The organism is Albibacterium bauzanense, assembly GCF_004339765.1.
Classification (GTDB): domain Bacteria; phylum Bacteroidota; class Bacteroidia; order Sphingobacteriales; family Sphingobacteriaceae; genus Albibacterium; species Albibacterium bauzanense.
The window spans coordinates 51,891-70,427 of the sequence record NZ_SMGO01000001.1; the positions used below are offsets into that span (position 1 = coordinate 51,891).

The following is an 18,537-nucleotide window of genomic DNA, read 5'->3' on the forward strand; positions in this document are numbered from 1 at the left end:
AATATGATACACATAGCTTTACATTTCTTAGTCCCGGCAATAATAGCTTGGTTTTTTTATAAAGATTACAAAATAAAAGCCTTTCTTATTATGATAGCTACTATGTTGGTAGATTTGGATCATTTACTGGCTGTACCAATTTATGACCCAATGCGTTGTAGTATTGGATATCATCCCCTCCATTCTTATTATATCATTCCTTTTTATTTTATTCTATTGTTTTTTCCTAAATTTAGACTTATTGGAATTGGCTTAGTTATTCATATGCTTCTGGATTTTCTGGATTGCTTTATATAATGCTGTTCATAAAATAGAAGCATAGCTATTTTTTGTAAGTTTATTTAAAGAAATATGGCAAAAAGCTTTTACGCAGATTTTATTAAGCAGTTATTATCAAAAGCAGGAATCGAGATAAATGGATCTCAACCATGGGATATGTCGATTCATAATGATGCATTTTATGAACGGGTTTTTAGAGAGGGTTCCATCGGCCTCGGCGAAACATATATGGAAGGAATATGGGATTGTGAGCAACTGGATGAATGTATGTATCGGATTATTTCTACAAACCTGGCAGATTATATAAAATGGGATCTTAAAAAAGCCCTGTTATTGATAAAAGCCAGAATATTTAATCTTCAATCTGTGTCCCGATCCAAAGATGTGGCCCACAAACATTACGATATTGGCAATGTACTTTATGAAGCTATGTTAGATTCCAGAATGATCTATTCTTGTGCTTATTGGGAAAATGCTTCAACACTAGACAAAGCACAAGAAGCAAAACTGGATCTTATATGTAGAAAGTTGAAATTACAACCTGGAGAGTCTATTGTAGATATTGGCTGTGGTTGGGGCGGTTTCGCTCGTTTTGCTGCAGAAAAATATCAAGTCAAAGTGTTGGGAATAACTATTTCTGAAGAACAGGCAAAGAAAGCAACAAGCATATGTGCTGGTTTACCTGTAGAAATCAGGGTACAAGACTATAGGACATTAGAAGGCGAATTTGACAAGGTAGTTTCCATTGGAATGTTTGAACATGTTGGATATAAGAATTATCAAGACTATATGGATACTGTTCAGCGAATATTAAAGAAGGATGGTCTTTTTCTGCTACACTGTATTGGAGGTAATCGGTCAGCAATTACGTCTGATCCATGGATTGATAAGTACATTTTTCCGAATGGAATGATTCCTTCTATTTTTCAGATTGATCAAGCTACACAAGGAAAATTTATTGTAGAAGATTGGCATAACATCGGTTTACACTATGATCGTACATTAATGGAATGGTTAAGAAGGTTTAAGGATGCATGGCCTCAATTGAAAGACAAATACGATCAACGTTTTTATAATATGTGGGTTTATTACTTATCCTGTTCTGCAGCTTCCTTTCGAGCGAAATCTAATAATGTGTGGCAAATAGTTTTTTCTCAACCAAATAGTAGGATTGCTTATCAATCTGTCCGATAATACAATATTTTCCTTATTTTGCGATTGATGAATAAATTAGAATTAGCCTTTGAAAAATACGATGCTTATAATAGGAAAGATCCTATAAGCTATACTTATAAAGGAGAAGTTTTTCCTGAAGAATACTTCTTAGCCAAGCAATTATATGGATGGGTCTTAAAGCTTGATCCAGAGCCAAGTGAAGAGCTGCTATTAGCCTCGCGGAGCCAGCATATTGGTCGTTGGGAAATCCCTCGCAGTCAATATCCTGAAGGAAAAACTGGCTATTTAGATTGGAGACGTAATCTAGCTATTTTTCATGCTGATAAATCTACGGCTATCATGAAAGAGGTAGGATATAAACAAGATCAGATTGATAGGGTTAGACAATTTCTTTTAAAGAAGAAAATTAAAGTTGATAAGGAAGTTCAAACACTTGAAAATGCACTATGTTTGGTGTTTCTAGAGTTTCAGTATGAAGATTTTTTCCCTAAATATGAACCAGAAAAGATTGTTAATATTCTTAGAAAATCTCTTCTAAAAATGGATGAAAAGGGCCGAGAACAAGCATTAACTCTCCATTATTCTGATGAAGGGTTAAGTTATATTAAGCAAGCTTTAGAACAGATATCTTAACCTTACTATTTATGACAAATGAATAATCAACCTCAACTTCGAACCGTTCAGGTAATCCGGTATGTTACACCGTTACGTGAAGGTGGGTCTATGCCTGCTATTGCAGAGGCTGATGATGAGTTTTTGTATGTATTAAAGTTTCAGGGAGCAGGTCAGGGTGTTAAAGCTTTAATCGCTGAATTGATTGGAGGAGAACTAGCAAGAGCATTGGGATTGAAAGTTCCTGAAATTGTATTCGCTAACTTAGATGAAGCATTTGGGCGCACAGAAGGTGATGAAGAAATACAAGATCTATTAAAAGCGAGTATTGGTTTGAATTTGGCTCTTCACTATTTGTCTGGAGCTATTACTTTTGATCCGCTTGTTGCTAAGGTTGATTCTTTACTAGCATCTAAAATTGTATGGTTAGATGCACTTATAACTAATGTAGATCGTACAGCTCGAAATACCAATATGCTTTTCTGGAAGAATGAATTGTGGTTGATAGATCATGGTGCTGCACTCTATTTTCATCATTCCTGGCAGAATTGGCAGGAGCAGGCAATGCGACCATTTGTCAAAATAAAAGAACATGTTTTATTACCTTATGCTACTGAACTCGATGCTGTTAATGAAGAGTTTCGTTCTATTCTGACCGATGAATTAATCGATTCCATTGTTAGTTTAATTCCTGATAAATGGTTAATCACGGATAGTCCTTTTACTTCAGCAGAAGAGCATCGTCAAGTATATGCTCAATTTTTAAAGACCAGAATTGCCCATTCAGAAATTTTTGTAAATGAAGCCCAAAATGCAAGAGAAGCACATTTATGAGTATGCGGTAATCCGTTTTGTTCCACGGGTGGAAAGAGAAGAGTTTCTGAACATCGGGGTTATTCTTTTTTGCAAAAAGAAGCGTTTTTTAGAAGCTGCTTTTACATTGGATGAGAAACGACTTCATTCTTTTTCCCGATCTTTTGATTTGCAGGAGATCGAGAATAATTTACGGGCTATGGAGAAAATATGTTTAGGTGGGAGAGAAGCTGGCCCAATAGGAATATTAGACATTGCTGATCGTTTTCGGTGGCTTACGGCAACAAGGAGCACGATTATACAGTGCTCAAAGGTTCATCCAGGCTTTTGCGTTGAACCTGGAAAAACCTTATTAAAACTACATAAACAATTAGTATTGGAATATTAGTCCTGAATTTTAGGCGGCATCAATTTATAGACTACCGGAGTTATAATTCTGGATAAAAGTGTAGAGCTAATTAATCCGCCAATAATTACAATTGCCAGGGGTGAAATTAATGGGTTACTTGACCATGCAATAGGGAGCAATCCGCCAATTGCTGTTAAGGTTGTTAAAATTATAGGTAGAAATCTGATTTCACCAGCTTTTTCTATCGCTTCGTTTAGTTCCATTCCTTCTCTGCGTAATTGATTGGTAAAATCGACTAACAGGATCGTGTTTTTAACTTCTATTCCTGCCAAAGCCACCATTCCTATTGTTGCCACAAATGATAAGGTATTCCCCGTTAATAGGAGAGCAATAACGGCTCCTACAATTCCGAGTGGAATAACCGATAAAACAATTAATGTACTTTTAAAGGTTTTGAATTCTAACACTAATACTGCTATAAATAGAAATACAGTTGTTAAGATAATAGTACCGAAGCCTCCAAAAGATTGTTCTCTAGCTTCCACTTCACCCCCCATTATATAACTATAGCTATCCGGAAGCGGCATCTTATCCATTTCATCAATAACATGCTGAATTACCTGATCGTTTTGATAGCCGTTTTGGACAAAAGAGTTTACAGAAACTGTGCGTACTTTATTGAGGTGGCTAATTTGAGACGATGATGATTCTAATTCTAAGCTAGCTAATTGGCTTAATGGAATAGCAGTTCCTTGAATATTATTTACATAGATATTGTTAAATACTGTCAGATCCGGATAAGAGTCACGAGGCACACTTAGGCGAATTCGATAGTCATTATTGTCATTTAATGGATCATTAAAATTTGCAATATCTACTCCTGCTAAAGCCATCCGAATAGTTTGATCAATAGTAGAACTTGGTACCCCTAATGCCAACGCTTTTGCTTTATCGACTTTCACCCGGATATCAGTTTTCTTGTTTTGAACTGGGTTATGTACATAAAGAGTTCCCTCTGTATTATGAAGAAGGTCTTCAACCTTAGCTGCTAATGACTGTAGTGTATCCAGATTGTTTCCCAGAATTTTTACTTCCACAGGTGAGATGGTAGGAACTCCTTGTTCAAAATCCTTTACCTCTATTTTAGCTCCCGGATAAGGAGTCCATAATTGTCGTAATTCGTTAATGAGTTTTATTTTATCCTTTGCTTTTGTATCTTCTTTCAATTGAACGAATATCTCTGAGAAGTCACTGCGTTCATTTGCCTGCATTACATTATAATAGATTTGCGGGTTACCCTTTCCAACGTTAGATGAGTAATATTGCACTTCTGCGATGCTAGCTAGTTTTTTCTCAATTTGACGTGTAATGGAATCTGTATAATAGATATTTGACTGAAGAGGAGTGGTAATGTTGATTAAAAATTGCGGTTTCTCAGAAGCAGGGAATAAGCTAAAACCTACAACAGGTATTAAAGCCAACGAGCCAATAAATATAACCATAGCTATAGCAACAGCTTGCCATGGCTTCCTTAAAGCCTTATCCAATAAAACGGCATAGGTGCTATGTATTACTTTTTGGAAAACGCGAAGTACTTTATTCCCATCCGGATTTTCATGAGGTTTTAAAATTCTGCTTGCTAGAAATGGAACCACTGTTAACGCTACTACCATCGACGCTAAAACCGAGCATATAATTGCCACTGGCATACTACGAATAAAATCTCCGGCAGCTTCTGGCATAAATAGGAGAGGCATAAAGGCAATAACGAGTGTTGCTGTACAACCAATAACTGCTAGTGTAATCTGTTCTGTACCTTTTAAAGCAGCATCAACACGCGAATAGCCTTCTCGCATCCATCTTTCTATATTTTCTACAACAACAATACTGTCGTCTACAAGCAAGCCTAATGCCACCACGAAGCCTACAATACTTAATTGATTAAGACTATAGCCCAATAAATTAAGTGCAACAATCCCTATCGATAGAGACAGCGGAATTGCAATCATCACAACTGCAGAAGCGCGATTTCCTAAAGGGAGTAAGGTAAATATCACCAATGTAACTGCAATCAAAAAATCTATCCCCAGTCCACCTAAACGATTATTTACATTATTTGCCTGATCAAAGTTCATTACAAGATCCATATTGTCCGGCAATTCTTCTTTATATTGATCAACAATAGGCAAGTATTCTTTTTGTACTTCTGTAATATTCTGACCTTTCTTCATTGCTGCATTAATGAATAAAGAACGGTAACCATTTAAACGAGTGATATGATTATCAGGAGCATAGTCAGCATATACTTGTGCTATATCTTTTAATAGAATATTTTTCCCCTCACTACTGCTAACGATTGTATTTTGAATATCATCGATTTTCTGATAGTTTCCGGTAGTCTTGATGCTAAAAGTTTTACCACCCGCAATAACACTCCCGCCAGGAATGTTTACTGACCCGTTTTCAATAGCCTGCATAACTTGCGTTAATGATATATTCATTTTAGCAAGTTGATCGGGTTGCACATCCACACGAATTAATTGGTCTGATAATCCACTAATTTCCACTTCTTTAAGTGCTGTTACTTTTTCAAGATCTTTCTTGATATCCTCTGCTTTTTGCTTTAATGCATCACGAGATGCATTCTCAGAGATAAGGGCTAACTGTATGACATTTACATTGGATGGATCTACACGTTGAACATCAATAGAATAAATATCCTCAGGTAAGGAAGGTCGTAGCGCAGATATCTCACGAATAAGTTCCTGATATTTATCATTTACATCCGATTCAAAAGTATATTCTACAAAAATAAGAGCTAAGCCATTGACGATGTTAGTTTTAATTTGCTTAATATCATCGAGGCCATATAATACACTTTCCATTGGATCTACAATTAGCTCCTCCATATCTTTTGGACTCGTTCCTGGATATAATACCACAATTGGAAACATGGTGGTCTTCATTTCCGGGTCCTCTGATCGTGGCATACCTAAAATAGTACTCAGTCCAAGTATGATAACCAACAGAACCATAATTAAAGTAAATTGGCTGTTCTTCAGGGCGTATTTAGCAATATTCATCTTTAATTCTTTAGACTGTCTTGATTAGATAAAGCATTGATTTTAGAGCCATCACTTAGATATGCGCTTCCAGAAATAATTAAATACCCATAGTTCTCTAATCCTGAAAGCACCATAACCCCATCTTTCGATATAGCACCAAGTGTTACCTTTACTTTCTTTGCTGTTTTCTTATCGTCAGTTACAAATACAAATCCTTGGTTAGCATTGCCGTCTAATAATGCATTGTAGGGTATTTTCCATCCGGTAGTTTTATTAGATGGATAAATAATTGCTCTTGCAAATGCACCCGACGCTAAGTTGAGATTCTGGCCAGGATTTATTTTTAAAGTAACAGAGAAGGTTCCTGAGCTAGGATCTATACCTTCTGACTTTCTTAAAACTTGTCCATTAATTTTCTCTATTGATAGGTTACTTTCGATCAGCGCCTCATCTCCAATATTTAACAATGCCCACTGTTGATCACTTACACCAACTTTTAATTTCCAATCCGTATTTCCTGCACCATTGACTTGTAAAATCGGAGTTCCTGGTCCAACAGTTTGTCCTTCATTTACAAAGCGTTTTAATATATATCCATTGGTACTGGCTCTTATTTCAGAGAAATTCTGATTAAATTGTGCAGCTCTGTTTTGTTGAATAGCAATATCGCGAGCAGTTTTTGCATTTTCTAATTGTTCTTTAGTGGCTACAGAATCAGTAAAAAGTTGTTGTGCCCTTCGATAATCCCGTTCTGCTTTTTCGAGAGCCAAATCTGTTTGCTGAACACCCGTGTTGATCTCTGTCATATTCAACTTTGCCAGTAACTGACCTTTGTTTACATGATCGCCCTCGTTCACCGTAATTTGTTGAACGATTCCACCATTTTTAAAAGATAAAACAGCTTCATCCTCTGTTGTGAAAACCCCGGAAGCTTGAATTGTATTCGTGTTTTCGCCTTGCTGTAAAGGGATTAACTTTACAGGGATAATATCTTCTTTATTTAAACCATCATTAGTTTCTGTCCCTCCACATGCAATAAGAAGGCTTAAGGAGGCAAAAAGACTGAGTTGATTAAGAATGTTCTTCATGATTGTGGATTAGTTATTTAACTCTCGTTCTAATTCTGCAGCAGAAATTAATACATTATACTTATTTATTTGTGTGGCTAACTGAGCCGATGTTAATTGATTACGCGCATCAACAGTCTCAATAAAAGTATTTACACCTGCCTGATAGCCGCGGTCAATGAGCCTTTGGTAGGAGCCAGCAGCTTTTAACTGTTCCATTGAGGCTCTATACACTTCAAATGCCGATTTTAATTTATTCTTTGCTACTTCAGCACTTAGGTTCAAATTCTGTCGTGCATTTTCCAATTCAAGTTTAGCATATTGAAGATCCAATTTGGTCTCTTTGATCTTATATTTATTTCTCATTCCTGAGAAAATTGGAATATCCAATTGAAGCCCAATCATATAATATCGACTGTCTTTATTGAAGTTAAGATTCTCTGCCTGTGAACCTAAATCCAGAAAGCCGCTTAGTTTCGGAATAAGGTAATGTTTATCCTTATTTAATAAGGTTTCATTGATAGTTAAAGCCTGATTAAGAGATTGTATTTCACTTCTTGTATTTATATTTACCTCTTTTAAAAGCAGCTTTTCAGCATTTTCTAAAACAGCATCGTTTTCCAGTTCAACTTCAATGGTAGATTCGGGAGATTGATTCAATAAAGAATTAAAGTAAAGTTTCGCATTTTCAGTTTGCTGCTTTGCTTTAGAAAGGTCTGCGTTAATTTGTGCAATCTCACTTTCAGAACGCATAATATAAACAGGTAAACCTTTGCCGCTTTCATATAGCTTTTCATTTACACGTTTTCCTTCTTGTGCTAATGCTTGTGACGATTCGTAAATATCAACTACCTGCATAGCTGATAGATAGTTATAATATGCAGTTTTAATATTCTTTATTAATTCCTGCTTATAGATTTCCAGTTCGTATTCTTTTAGTATAATCTGCTGCTCGCTTAATTTAACCCCGTAATGGATATCCGAATTTAGAATAGGTACAGTAGTTCTTATCTTTGCATCGTAGTAATTCTTCGGAAAGAAATTTATCTCTGTGTTTTCAAGCTCTTTAAATCTTTGCGATTGTGTCAGGTCGTTTAAAGTAGTATAAACCCCATTTAGAAGGTCTCCTAAAGGTAAAGGGATATTTCTTCCCCCATCAGCTGTTGAGTAAGTAGTTTGAAAACCAACCGTAGGAAGATAAAAACTCTTGGCTGATTGAAGGCCGATCATTGCTTTCTCCCAAGAAATGTTCTTTTGGTTAAGAACCAGGTTATTTTTTAACCCTTCTTCAATGTAAAGATCTAAATTACTCGTCTGTGCAGAAACAACAGGGATATAACTTATAAGAATAAGGCTAGATAGAATTATATTTATTAGTGATCTTTTCATAATTAATAATGTAAACTCTTATATAAGCAAGCTAATCTATTTAAGTCTATCAATGAGATCTAAGAAGTTTTCAAATGCGCTTTCCAGTATCTTATCAGGATGAATATCAAGTTTCTTTCCTTTAACTACCTGTTCAAAATGTCCATGCAAAGACAGGGAGCATAACCCATGAACGGTAGACCATACAAATAGAGAAAATAGCTTAGAATCCTGGTCTTTGAAATAACCTTCTTTTTGACAATCTATGATCGTATTATGTAAAGAATCAAATGCATTGATTCCTTCCTGCCACTTGTCTGAGGCACATGCATCTTCATCAAGCCACTGTATAGGTTCTTTCATGATAAACATTAGTTCATAAAAGTCGCTATGATCTAAAGCAAACTTTAAATAAGTACGCCCCATTTCTTTGAAGCGTTCAAATGGATTGCTAATCTTTCCTAAATCTATGAAACTGGTGCCCAGCATCTTAAAGCCTTCTTGGTGAAGAGCATAAAGAATATCATTTTTATCACGGTAGTATAGATAAATGGTGGTAGGGCTAAACTCAATTACATTCGCAATTTTGCGAATAGAAGTAGCTTCATAGCCATGTTTTGTAAAAAGTAATTTAGCAGCGTCTAGAATGCGCTGTTTCAAATCTTGTTTATCCCGGTTTTTGCGTTCTGTAATTCCCATAATTATTTACGGTGTGAATCTACTTAACACTGTTAATAATTCCAAATAAATTTAAAATATTAATTTACTTTTGTAAGTAATCTAAGAATTATTGAGAAGAAACATTCTTTAAATCAATGTGGTAAATGATTGTTGTTCAGCAGTTTATTTGCTTTAGCTAAGCAAGTCGTGAAAAGAACCTTTTAAGAAAGACATCTATCTACTTCTTTTTGTTAGCTTTTGTGGTAATTTCAATAGCTCCATCTTTACCTTCTTCGCCAAATTTCTTTAAAGTAGACTCGCCTTTATAAACATTCATTGATTCAATATCTTCTGGATCTACCTTATTTAAATCTTCTTTGCTTATTTTTATTCCATCTAAGAAAATCAAAACGTTTTCAGAAATACCATCACCAATAGGTTTCTTATCTGCAGTTAGACTATCTTGTTCTTGTTTCGCCGTCATATTTCCTTCCACATGTATAAGATTATCAGATAGTGTTGAAGGCATAATAGTCTCCTCGGCATTAGAAAAACTAAAAATCAAAGAGCCCATTATAGCTATTGGCAAAATAAATACATACTTACTTAGATGCTTGTTCGATGTCTGTTTTTTATTCATCATTTTAATTCTCTTTTTTAGACTCTTAATATTAAAATGATTTCCTAATGCAGGGCCTGTAGGTAAGATGCTGATATTTAGTAGGCTATATTGATAGTTTTGTTTATCTATTCCGGTGGCTAACACTTTTTGGTCTGTAATAAATTCAACATTTTCATGAATTGCCTGTCTTATAAACCAGCAAACAGGGTTATACCAAAAAAGCATGAGTGCAATTTCTGCGATTAAGGTATCCAGGCTATGTAGTTGACGTATGTGTATATATTCGTGTTTAAGTATTTTGTCAAATTCATCTTTTCCATGTTTATCAGGGTTCAAATAAATTGATTTCCAAAATGAAAATGGAGCAATGTCTTCTTGAGATTTACGATAGGAGTAGATAGTCCAATGTGCTTGTACAGAATTCAGATGAATGCGTAACACGCCCCAGAGCTTAATCAATAAGCTAAGAAAAACTATAACAAAGCTGAACCATAATAAATAATCAATAATTTGATTAAACTCTATTCCTTGCTGTGCAAACTGAAAGCTATTTAAGTCTGGTAATACTGTCATTACTTCAGCTGGAATTTCTAAACTTTTATTAAGCAGAGCCCTTAAATTAATCAATGGATATACAGCTGAAAAAATAAGAGTAAAGAGAAGATAATACCTGTTTGATCTGTAAAATGTTAGATCGCGGAGCCAAAAATAATAGCCTAAATATAATAAGGTTAATGCAATATTGGCTTTTAGAAGATATATTATTAGTTCTGACATAACCTTAAGGTTTTTGTTTATTAATCATTTCTAAAATTTCCTTTAACTCCTTAGGAGATATCTTTTCTTCCTTTGCAAAGAAACTAACCAGGTCTTTATAAGAGTTTTTGAAATAATCACTTACGAAATCTCCCATAAAAGCTTTCTTGTAATCGTTCTCTCGAATAAGAGGTTTATAATGATAGGAATTCCCTAGCTTAGTTGATTTTAAATACTTTTTCTTTTCCAGGTTCTTTAAGGTTGATGCCAGAGTGGTATAAGGGACTTTCGGTTCAGGAAGTAAATTCAATAGGTCTTTTATAAACCCACCTTTATTCTGCCATACCAATTGCATGGCTTCTTCTTCTTGCTGACTTAGTTTTTCCATATTGTTATTACTTAAAGAGTGAATCTACGAACATTCCGTAATTAAACAAATATATTTAACATTTCTTTTAATACGTTGAATATATGATTGAATGGGTATCTTTGCTGCCGTTTTAATGGTATAAGATATTCATGATTAAAGAAGAAGAAAAGGAAGATACCCCTCTGTTCAAAGATGCGCCCGCAAAGACAAGATTTGATGTAATAATAATGGCGGTAGGTGTAGTAATTGTAGGAGCTACATTACGCGCACCAATTACTTCAGTTGGCCCGGTAATACTGGAAATAACAGAACAACTGAGCCTTACACCCGTATTGGTAGGATTAATAACTACAATCCCACTCATGTCCTTTGCGTTATTATCAGTTTTAGCACCTAAAGCAGCAAAACGAATTGGATTAGAGAAGCTATTGCTTTACTCTATGTTAGTTCTTGCTTTCGGACTACTTGTTCGCTCTGTAGGAAATGTTTTTTTATTGTTTATAGGTGCTGCTCTAATTGGTGCAGCTATTACCATAGGAAATGTATTGATGCCTGCTTTTATTAAGAAAGAATTTCCAAATAAAGTAGGCCTTATCACCGGGTTTTATCTTGTTTCAATGAACCTGACCTCTGCACTAGCGGTAGGATTTAGTATAAGTATAGGGCAATCTACCGGTTTAGGATGGAAGGCTTCTATCGGTATTTGGGGTGTTCTTGCATTGATAGCTTTTCTTATTTGGCTGCCACAGATTAAACAGAGATCCGGAGTTGAAAGTGAAAGCACTTCCAGGTTAAGCAGTAAAGCACTCTGGAAATCTCGGCTGGCCTGGCAAATATCTATTTTAATGGGCTTGCAATCATTCTTTTTTTACACCTTAGCAGCCTGGCTTCCTGCAGCTTTACAAAGTTGGGGAATGTCGGCCGAAAGCTCTGGCTGGATGCTTTCCTATATTCAAATGGGTCAGCTACCCATTATGCTCATCGGGCCGATTGTTGCTGGAAAGATGAAAGATCAAACCTCCTTAATGTGGATTACTTTCATTTTATTATTATTAGGTCTGTTAGGAATTATTATTTGGAAGACTGAGTTTATTATTATCTCAGTGATTTTAATAGGAGTATCCCTTGGTTTAGCATATACGCTTGTAACCATGTTTTTTATTCTTAGAACAAAACATTCTTCTGAATCCGCAAACCTATCAGGTATGGCACAGTCAGTAGGGTATTTGATAGCCGCTACAGGTCCTCCATTATTTGGTGCACTTTATAGCTTAACGAATAATTGGTATGTTCCATTTGCTTTATTATTAGTAGCAGCTGTATTTCTGCTTACTTCTGGTTTAGCATCTTCAAAAGACAGATATGTTTCTTAAGAAAGGGGATGAGGTATCTGCTAAAAAGTAAATACCTCATCCCTGAATTTATTAAGCTACAGCTTCCTTTTCTGTTATGCGAAGTTCCTTTGCTGCAGCTACCATTTCTAATAGTGCTTTCTTGGTTTCATCCCAATGACGGGTCTTTAATCCGCAGTCTGGATTAACCCATAATTGATCTGCAGGTATTACTGCCTTTGCTTTCTTTAAAAGATCGATCATTTCTTCCTTTGATGGTACCCTTGGTGAATGAATATCATATACTCCCGGACCTATTTCATGTGGATATTTGAATTCAGCAAAGGCATCCAACAACTCCATCTTTGAACGCGAGCATTCAATGGTAATTACATCGGCATCCATATTTGCTATATTCTGAATAATATCATTAAATTCAGAATAACACATATGAGTATGTATTTGAGTTTCATCAGCAACGCTTGATGATGAGATCCTGAAAGCTTTTACAGCCCATTGTAAATAGTTTTGCCAATCAGCTTTTCTTAAAGGTAATCCTTCACGAATTGCAGGCTCATCAATCTGAATAACTTTAATCCCTGCTTTTTCAAGATCAGTTACTTCATCACGAATAGCCAATGCAATTTGATTGCACGTTTCTGATCGTGCCTGATCGTTTCGCACAAACGACCATTGTAAAATAGTAACTGGCCCGGTTAACATACCTTTAACCAAGCGAGAAGTTAAACTCTGTGCATATTCAGTCCATTGAACGGTCATAGCTGTCGGACGAGCAATATCTCCATAAATAATCGGAGGCTTTACGCAGCGTGAACCATAGCTCTGTACCCAGCCGTTTTTTGTAAATACAAATCCTGCCAATTGTTCTCCGAAATATTCAACCATATCGTTGCGTTCAAATTCACCATGCACCAATACATCTATATCAATCTCTTCCTGCCAACGTATCGTTCTTTCAGTTTCCTGTTTTAGTAAATCTTCGTATTGTTGTTTGTTCAGATCACCTTTTTTAAATTGAGCTCTCCAGCTTCTTACCTCGGTTGTTTGTGGAAACGAACCAATAGTTGTGGTAGGAAATAAGGGAAGGTTTAGTGCTTCTTGTTGTTTTTGCTTACGTATAGAAAAAGGGTTTTTCCTTTTTGCATCCTCCTCACGAATAGCTTTTACTCTTTCTTTTACTACCTGATTATGGATCAGTGTAGATACCTTTCGAGCTTCAATAGCAATTTGGTTTTGATTTAGCTTTTCTAGTATAGCAGCATCTTTATTTCCGATAGCCAGCTCTTTCAATACCTTTACTTCATCAATTTTTTGTTTAGCAAACGCAAGCCATTGTTTAATTTCAGGACTAAGCGTTTTTTCATTTGTTTCATTATCCAAATCACAAGGCGAATGAAGTAAAGAACAAGACGGAGCAATTAATACCCGTTCAGCACCAATCTTTTGAACTGTTTTCTCTACCAATTCCAAAGAACTCTTAAAATCATTTTTCCATACATTTCTTCCGTCAACAATACCAAGAGATAGCTGAAGATTAGCAGGAAGGGCATTTAAAACTTCATCTAGCTGCTCCGGATTGCGTACTAAATCAATATGCAAAGCATTTATCGGCAAAGAAGCAGCTAATTGAGTATTGTCGCGTAAGCCCTCAAAGTAGGTAGCGACCATTATATTGATACCTGGAAATTGTTTTCTGATCTCTGTATAGGCTGAATTGAACGCTTTCTTTTCCTTCTCACTTAAATCCAAGGCTAAGAAAGGTTCGTCAAACTGCACCCATTCTACTCCATTATCTTTTAACTTATCCAAGATTTCGATATATACAGGTAAAAGATTCTTCAATAGATCTATTCTCTCAAAACCTTCTTCCTTTTCTTTCCCTAAGAGCAGGTAAGAAACCGGACCAATAATAACAGGTTTTGTGAGTATGCCTAATTGCTTTGCTTCATAAAACTCGTCAACTATCTTGGTAGAAAAGAGCTTGAATTGTTGGTCTTTTTGGAATTCAGGAACGATGTAATGATAATTGGTGTCAAACCATTTCGTCATTTCCATAGCAGTAATATCTACTTCCTCTTTTTGAAATCCTCTTGCCATGGCAAAATAAAGATCAAGTTCCGAGTTGTTATGATTCAGTATAACATCGTAATATTTATTGGGTATTGCACCAACTGTTAATGTCATATCTAAAACCTGGTCGTAGAATGAAAAGTCGTTGGATGGTATTAAATCAATACCTGCAGCCTTCTGTAATTGCCAATTTTGTTGACGGATACTTCTACCTACCTGTAGAAGTTCGTGTTGTGATGTTTTTCCCGACCAGTACTGCTCGGAAGCCTTTTTGAGTTCTCGATTGCTACCAATGCGCGGATAGCCAAGATTGTTAGTTAGCATGTTGTTTTTTTAAAAGATTAATAAATCAGTTAAAGTTCTTTGCTAAAATCACAATGCTTTACGAGAAATGAAATGGAAAGAAAGGTATGCATAGAGCAAATTCATGGGTGGAGAAGAACCTGAATTGGACGCATCATACCTGACTGGAGCTTCATATCGCGAAAGCATTGTCAATTCGAAAGAGGCAGGTCTCCTGACTTGTAACAGCTTTTACCATCCTTCCCGTTCTGATTGCTCAGACAGTGGATTTCTGTATGGGTAAAAACCTGAAGTTACTTACAGTTGCGCGACAGTTCGTGATTTACACACGATTCCCTATTAATTTGCAGCTAAGCAAAACCTTTTTCCGGTTGATTAAGAAATAATTAAAAGAACTTGAAAAGCAAAGATACAATTAATGCTATAGTTTTCATAGACATTAAGAAGGTGTATCTTTTGGTTTCGCTAAATTTTTATATGCAGGCCCCTCAATGACCTCTCCATCAATAGTAAAACGACTTCCATGACATGGGCAATCCCAGCTTTTTTCTGCATTATTAAAGTGAACAATACAGCCTAGATGGGTGCAAACAGATGAAACGATATGTAGTTTATTGTTTTCATCTCGGTATGCCGCTATCTTTTCATCATCAAGCTTTAAGGTTTTTCCTTCACCCACTTTGATTTCTTTTAATTTGTCTACTTCTCCATAAAAGAAATAGTCTTTAATTAAAGAAGTAATAACATTGGCATTCTCCTTGAAAAACTGTCCGGCTGTAGCCAAAGGGGTAAAGCGTTTAGGATTATATAACTTAGTCCAATCGTTTTCTATTCCAAAAATAGAGTCTGTAATAATAGAAGCTGCAAGTGTACCATAAACAAGTCCATCAGCCTTAAATCCGGTTGCAATAAAAACATTTGATTGTAATGGGCTTGTTCCAATATATGGCAATCCGTCTGCAGATTTATAGTTTTGTGCCGCCCAGCGATAAACAATGCTTTCCACATCAAAATGTTCGTACAAATATTGCTCAACTTTTAATAAGCACTCTTCCGTATTATTTACCGTTCCAACTAAATAAGGTTCTCCAATTATTATTAAGAAGTTACCATCTTCATTTGAATAAGGACGGATTGAATATTGATAAGAATCATTAACATGCCAGTATATTCCTTCTAAAGGTAAAGTCCCTTTTATTTTTGCAGCCAAAGCAAACTCTCGATAGGCTTCCATTTCAGTATGTACCTCATAAATTCCTTTTGGAGAATGAGTTGCCATAATAACTTGGTCTGCTTTAACTATTCCCTGGTTTGTATGAACAACGCAGGGCGTTCCATCTTCAACGTTTAAGACTTTGGTGTGTTCAAAGATCTGACATTTCTCAGGATCAAGACTATCTGCAAGCCCCAATACATATTTGTACGGATTTATTTGCGCTTGATGGTCAATAATAGTTATTTTAGAGACGTTAGGAAAAGGAAATATATAGGGTAATGAATTAATAGCTTCCAGGTTAGCTCTATGAGCTGCATCAAACTCTTTCTCTACCTCTTCATCTTTTTCCTTTGAAGCGCTTGTTGTAAATAGGTGCCAGGGAATCCGTTGAAATTCACAGTCTATACTATGTTTATTAACCTGTTCTTGTATAAAATTAATAGCAAACATCCGAGAGTCTACAACCTGAAACAGCTTTTCCTCTCCATGTTTTGAATCAATAGAACTGAGTCTTTCACCAACAGTTGCATATAAATTCCCTGTTGAATAACCTGTAGATCCTTTCCCAATTGAGTGTGCCTCAAGTACAACTACATTTTTTCCTTTAGCTGTTAACATCGCGGCCGCACTAATACCCGTTATTCCACCGCCTATAATAGCTACATCAACCTCTAAATTATTGCTTAATCTTGGATATCCTTTTGAGTGAGCACTCGCAGTCCATATTGATTCTGTAAAATCACGATCTTTTCTCATTTCTCTTGATTTATTATTACTAACTGTATAATAAACCACTAAAAATGTATTTTGTTGAATATTTCAACAATTTCACCGGATCCCGGCTAATATCCTGTTTGTAATTCTACTTTATCATTTATTTCTTCATCCTTTATAAAAAGGTAGAAATTAGAAATGAATCTTTTTACTCTTCCAATTACTTCCTGGCTTCCGCTGCCACCGGTATGTTGAGTTAGAATAACATTATCCATGGTCCAGAGCGGACTGTCTTTAGATAAAGGCTCTTTTTCAGTAACATCGAGTACAGCGCCTCCTAACTTATTATTGGCTAAATTAGCTATTAAAGCTTTTTCATCTGTTGTATTACCCCTTCCGATATTTGCATAAATACTCCCTTTTCGCATTGCTTCTATAAATGTCTGTGAAACATAATGCGTAAGAGTGCCCGGAAGTGTGTTAATAACAAGATCTGTTTCTGGTAATGCCTTCAGTATTTCTTCAAAAGAATGGAAATCAGCGATTGGATTATTTCGGGCAGTCGTTTTTATTTGGCAGCCAAATCCACTCAATGCTTTTTTAACAGCCAAGCCAATCGTTCCACTACCAAGAATTAAAACTTTTTTGTCGCCCAAACTCTCAGTAAAAGGCCTGATCTCTTGTGCTCTCCACTCTTTATCTAATTGAAATTTGATGAGATGGTTCAATCCCCTATAGAGTGCAAGTATACCTCCAATAATAGTTTCCGCACAGTCTTGAGAAAACAAGTCTCCCATATTCGCTATGGTGGTATTGAGCTTAAGATGTTGATACTGATTGAAGCCAGCAGAATCTATTTGCCAGAATTTAGGTGAAGGTAATGGTTCTTCAAACCAGGAAGGGGGAGGATTTCCCATAATAACCTCAGCCAGCTTAAAAGCAGGAAGAACCTCAGATTCCGACAAATTGCTTTTAAAGCTTAACTCTGTCCCGGGAGGTAGTTCTATGCGTAACTTTTCCTGGAGGCTTTGGTTAAGATCTGTATAGATAAATACTTTCACTAGTCTAGTTCTTTTTGCGAGGTAATAGCCAGGCGGTTCCAACTATTAATGGTAACAATTGCCATCAGGATATCTGTAAGGTATTTATCATCAAACAATGATGCTGCTTTTTCAAAGGTTTCATCTGATACATGATTCTTAATGTTGGTAACCTCTTCAGTTAATGCTAAAATAGCTTTTTCCTCCTCAGTATATAAATCTGTTTCGCGCCATGCGTTAAGCATGTAAATTCGTTGTTCTGTTTCACCAGCTTTACGAGCATCTCGGGTATGCATATTTATACAATAGGCACAACCATTTATTTGTGAAGCCCTGATTTTAATTAACTCTTTATGTGTAGTAGAAAGGCTAGAGGCTTTTACATAGCCTTCAAGAGCCGACATAGCTTTATAAGCTTCTGGTTGGCTTCCAATAATATCAACACGTTTTTTCATTAGTATAATATGTTTTTAATTAGCAATAATGCTAGTACGATTATAAAATTTATAATTTTAAAGTTAACAAAAAACCAATGCCTAAATAGTTAACCCGATGTAATTTTGTGAGTTTTATCATTAAATAATATGTTTTTCACTACCTCATTTAAGGCTTTATCTACGTCTTTTGCAGACAAGGAATGAGAAGAGATTCCTTAATTACAAAATTAATTTAACAGTATGCTTTTATTCTATATATCTTTGAACG

Annotated in this window: 16 protein-coding genes and 1 riboswitch; of the genes, 6 read left to right on the forward strand and 10 right to left on the reverse strand. The window is 35.7% G+C overall.

Annotated elements, in window-relative coordinates; all coding sequences use genetic code 11:
• Positions 1-3 precede the first annotated feature (3 nt).
• Genes C8N28_RS13835 through C8N28_RS00245 form a run of 5 tightly spaced genes read left to right on the forward strand, consistent with a single transcriptional unit; the run spans position 4 to position 3,268 of the window.
• Positions 4-297 (forward strand): DUF6122 family protein, encoded by a 294-nt coding sequence (locus tag C8N28_RS13835; RefSeq protein ID WP_132220366.1) that lies wholly within the window; start codon positions 4-6, stop codon positions 295-297.
• 54 nt (positions 298-351) lie between these two features.
• Positions 352-1,473 (forward strand): cyclopropane fatty acyl phospholipid synthase, encoded by a 1,122-nt coding sequence (gene cfa / locus C8N28_RS00230; protein ID WP_132220368.1) that lies wholly within the window; start codon positions 352-354, stop codon positions 1,471-1,473.
• A 27-nt stretch (positions 1,474-1,500) separates the two neighbouring features.
• Complete coding sequence (locus C8N28_RS00235; RefSeq protein ID WP_132220370.1) at positions 1,501-2,088, forward strand: DUF4202 domain-containing protein; 588 nt, start codon at positions 1,501-1,503, stop codon at positions 2,086-2,088.
• Positions 2,089-2,106: 18 nt separating this feature from the next.
• Positions 2,107-2,901 (forward strand): HipA family kinase, encoded by a 795-nt coding sequence (locus C8N28_RS00240; protein WP_132220372.1) that lies wholly within the window; start codon positions 2,107-2,109, stop codon positions 2,899-2,901.
• Positions 2,879-3,268: a DUF3037 domain-containing protein gene (locus tag C8N28_RS00245; protein ID WP_132220374.1), complete on the forward strand. Its 390-nt coding sequence runs from the start codon at positions 2,879-2,881 to the stop codon at positions 3,266-3,268. Before C8N28_RS00240 ends, C8N28_RS00245 begins: the two co-directional genes overlap by 23 nt.
• On the opposite strand, the gene C8N28_RS00250 is transcribed toward C8N28_RS00245, so the two are convergent.
• The 6 genes from C8N28_RS00250 to C8N28_RS00275 all read right to left on the reverse strand — a co-directional run bounded on the left by C8N28_RS00250 (position 3,265) and on the right by C8N28_RS00275 (position 11,155).
• Complete coding sequence (locus C8N28_RS00250; protein ID WP_132220376.1) at positions 3,265-6,312, reverse strand: efflux RND transporter permease subunit; 3,048 nt, start codon at positions 6,310-6,312, stop codon at positions 3,265-3,267. The genes C8N28_RS00245 and C8N28_RS00250 overlap by 4 nt on opposite strands.
• Before the next feature lie 2 nt (positions 6,313-6,314).
• Positions 6,315-7,382: an efflux RND transporter periplasmic adaptor subunit gene (locus tag C8N28_RS00255; RefSeq protein WP_132220378.1), complete on the reverse strand. Its 1,068-nt coding sequence runs from the start codon at positions 7,380-7,382 to the stop codon at positions 6,315-6,317.
• A 9-nt stretch (positions 7,383-7,391) separates the two neighbouring features.
• Positions 7,392-8,750, reverse strand: a complete 1,359-nt coding sequence (locus tag C8N28_RS00260) for a TolC family protein (RefSeq protein ID WP_132220380.1) — start codon at positions 8,748-8,750, stop codon at positions 7,392-7,394.
• 36 nt (positions 8,751-8,786) lie between these two features.
• Positions 8,787-9,428 carry a TetR/AcrR family transcriptional regulator gene (locus C8N28_RS00265; RefSeq protein WP_132220382.1) on the reverse strand — a complete coding sequence of 214 codons (642 nt, stop codon included), beginning with the start codon at positions 9,426-9,428 and terminating at the stop codon, positions 8,787-8,789.
• A 199-nt stretch (positions 9,429-9,627) separates the two neighbouring features.
• The gene (locus C8N28_RS00270) at positions 9,628-10,638 is read right to left on the reverse strand and encodes a M56 family metallopeptidase (protein WP_165870273.1); all 1,011 of its coding nucleotides are present in this window, start codon (positions 10,636-10,638) and stop codon (positions 9,628-9,630) included.
• A 154-nt stretch (positions 10,639-10,792) separates the two neighbouring features.
• Positions 10,793-11,155: a BlaI/MecI/CopY family transcriptional regulator gene (locus C8N28_RS00275; RefSeq protein ID WP_132220386.1), complete on the reverse strand. Its 363-nt coding sequence runs from the start codon at positions 11,153-11,155 to the stop codon at positions 10,793-10,795.
• 131 nt (positions 11,156-11,286) lie between these two features.
• Here C8N28_RS00275 and C8N28_RS00280 point away from each other — a divergent pair, with 131 nt between their 5' ends.
• Positions 11,287-12,510 carry a CynX/NimT family MFS transporter gene (locus tag C8N28_RS00280; RefSeq protein WP_132220388.1) on the forward strand — a complete coding sequence of 408 codons (1,224 nt, stop codon included), beginning with the start codon at positions 11,287-11,289 and terminating at the stop codon, positions 12,508-12,510.
• Between the two features lie 51 nt (positions 12,511-12,561).
• On the opposite strand, the gene metE is transcribed toward C8N28_RS00280, so the two are convergent.
• From metE to C8N28_RS00300, 4 genes are all read right to left on the reverse strand, one after another.
• Positions 12,562-14,883 carry a 5-methyltetrahydropteroyltriglutamate--homocysteine S-methyltransferase gene (gene metE / locus C8N28_RS00285; protein ID WP_132220390.1) on the reverse strand — a complete coding sequence of 774 codons (2,322 nt, stop codon included), beginning with the start codon at positions 14,881-14,883 and terminating at the stop codon, positions 12,562-12,564.
• Between the two features lie 166 nt (positions 14,884-15,049).
• Positions 15,050-15,242, reverse strand: a riboswitch (cobalamin riboswitch).
• Positions 15,243-15,301: 59 nt separating this feature from the next.
• Positions 15,302-16,834 carry an FAD-dependent oxidoreductase gene (locus tag C8N28_RS00290; protein ID WP_132220392.1) on the reverse strand — a complete coding sequence of 511 codons (1,533 nt, stop codon included), beginning with the start codon at positions 16,832-16,834 and terminating at the stop codon, positions 15,302-15,304.
• Between the two features lie 86 nt (positions 16,835-16,920).
• Positions 16,921-17,853: an NAD(P)-dependent oxidoreductase gene (locus tag C8N28_RS00295; RefSeq protein WP_132220394.1), complete on the reverse strand. Its 933-nt coding sequence runs from the start codon at positions 17,851-17,853 to the stop codon at positions 16,921-16,923.
• Positions 17,853-18,287, reverse strand: coding sequence for a carboxymuconolactone decarboxylase family protein (locus C8N28_RS00300; protein ID WP_132220396.1), 435 nt, complete (start codon positions 18,285-18,287; stop codon positions 17,853-17,855). The genes C8N28_RS00295 and C8N28_RS00300 overlap by 1 nt, the downstream gene beginning before the upstream one ends.
• Between the last annotated feature and the right edge of the window lie 250 nt (positions 18,288-18,537).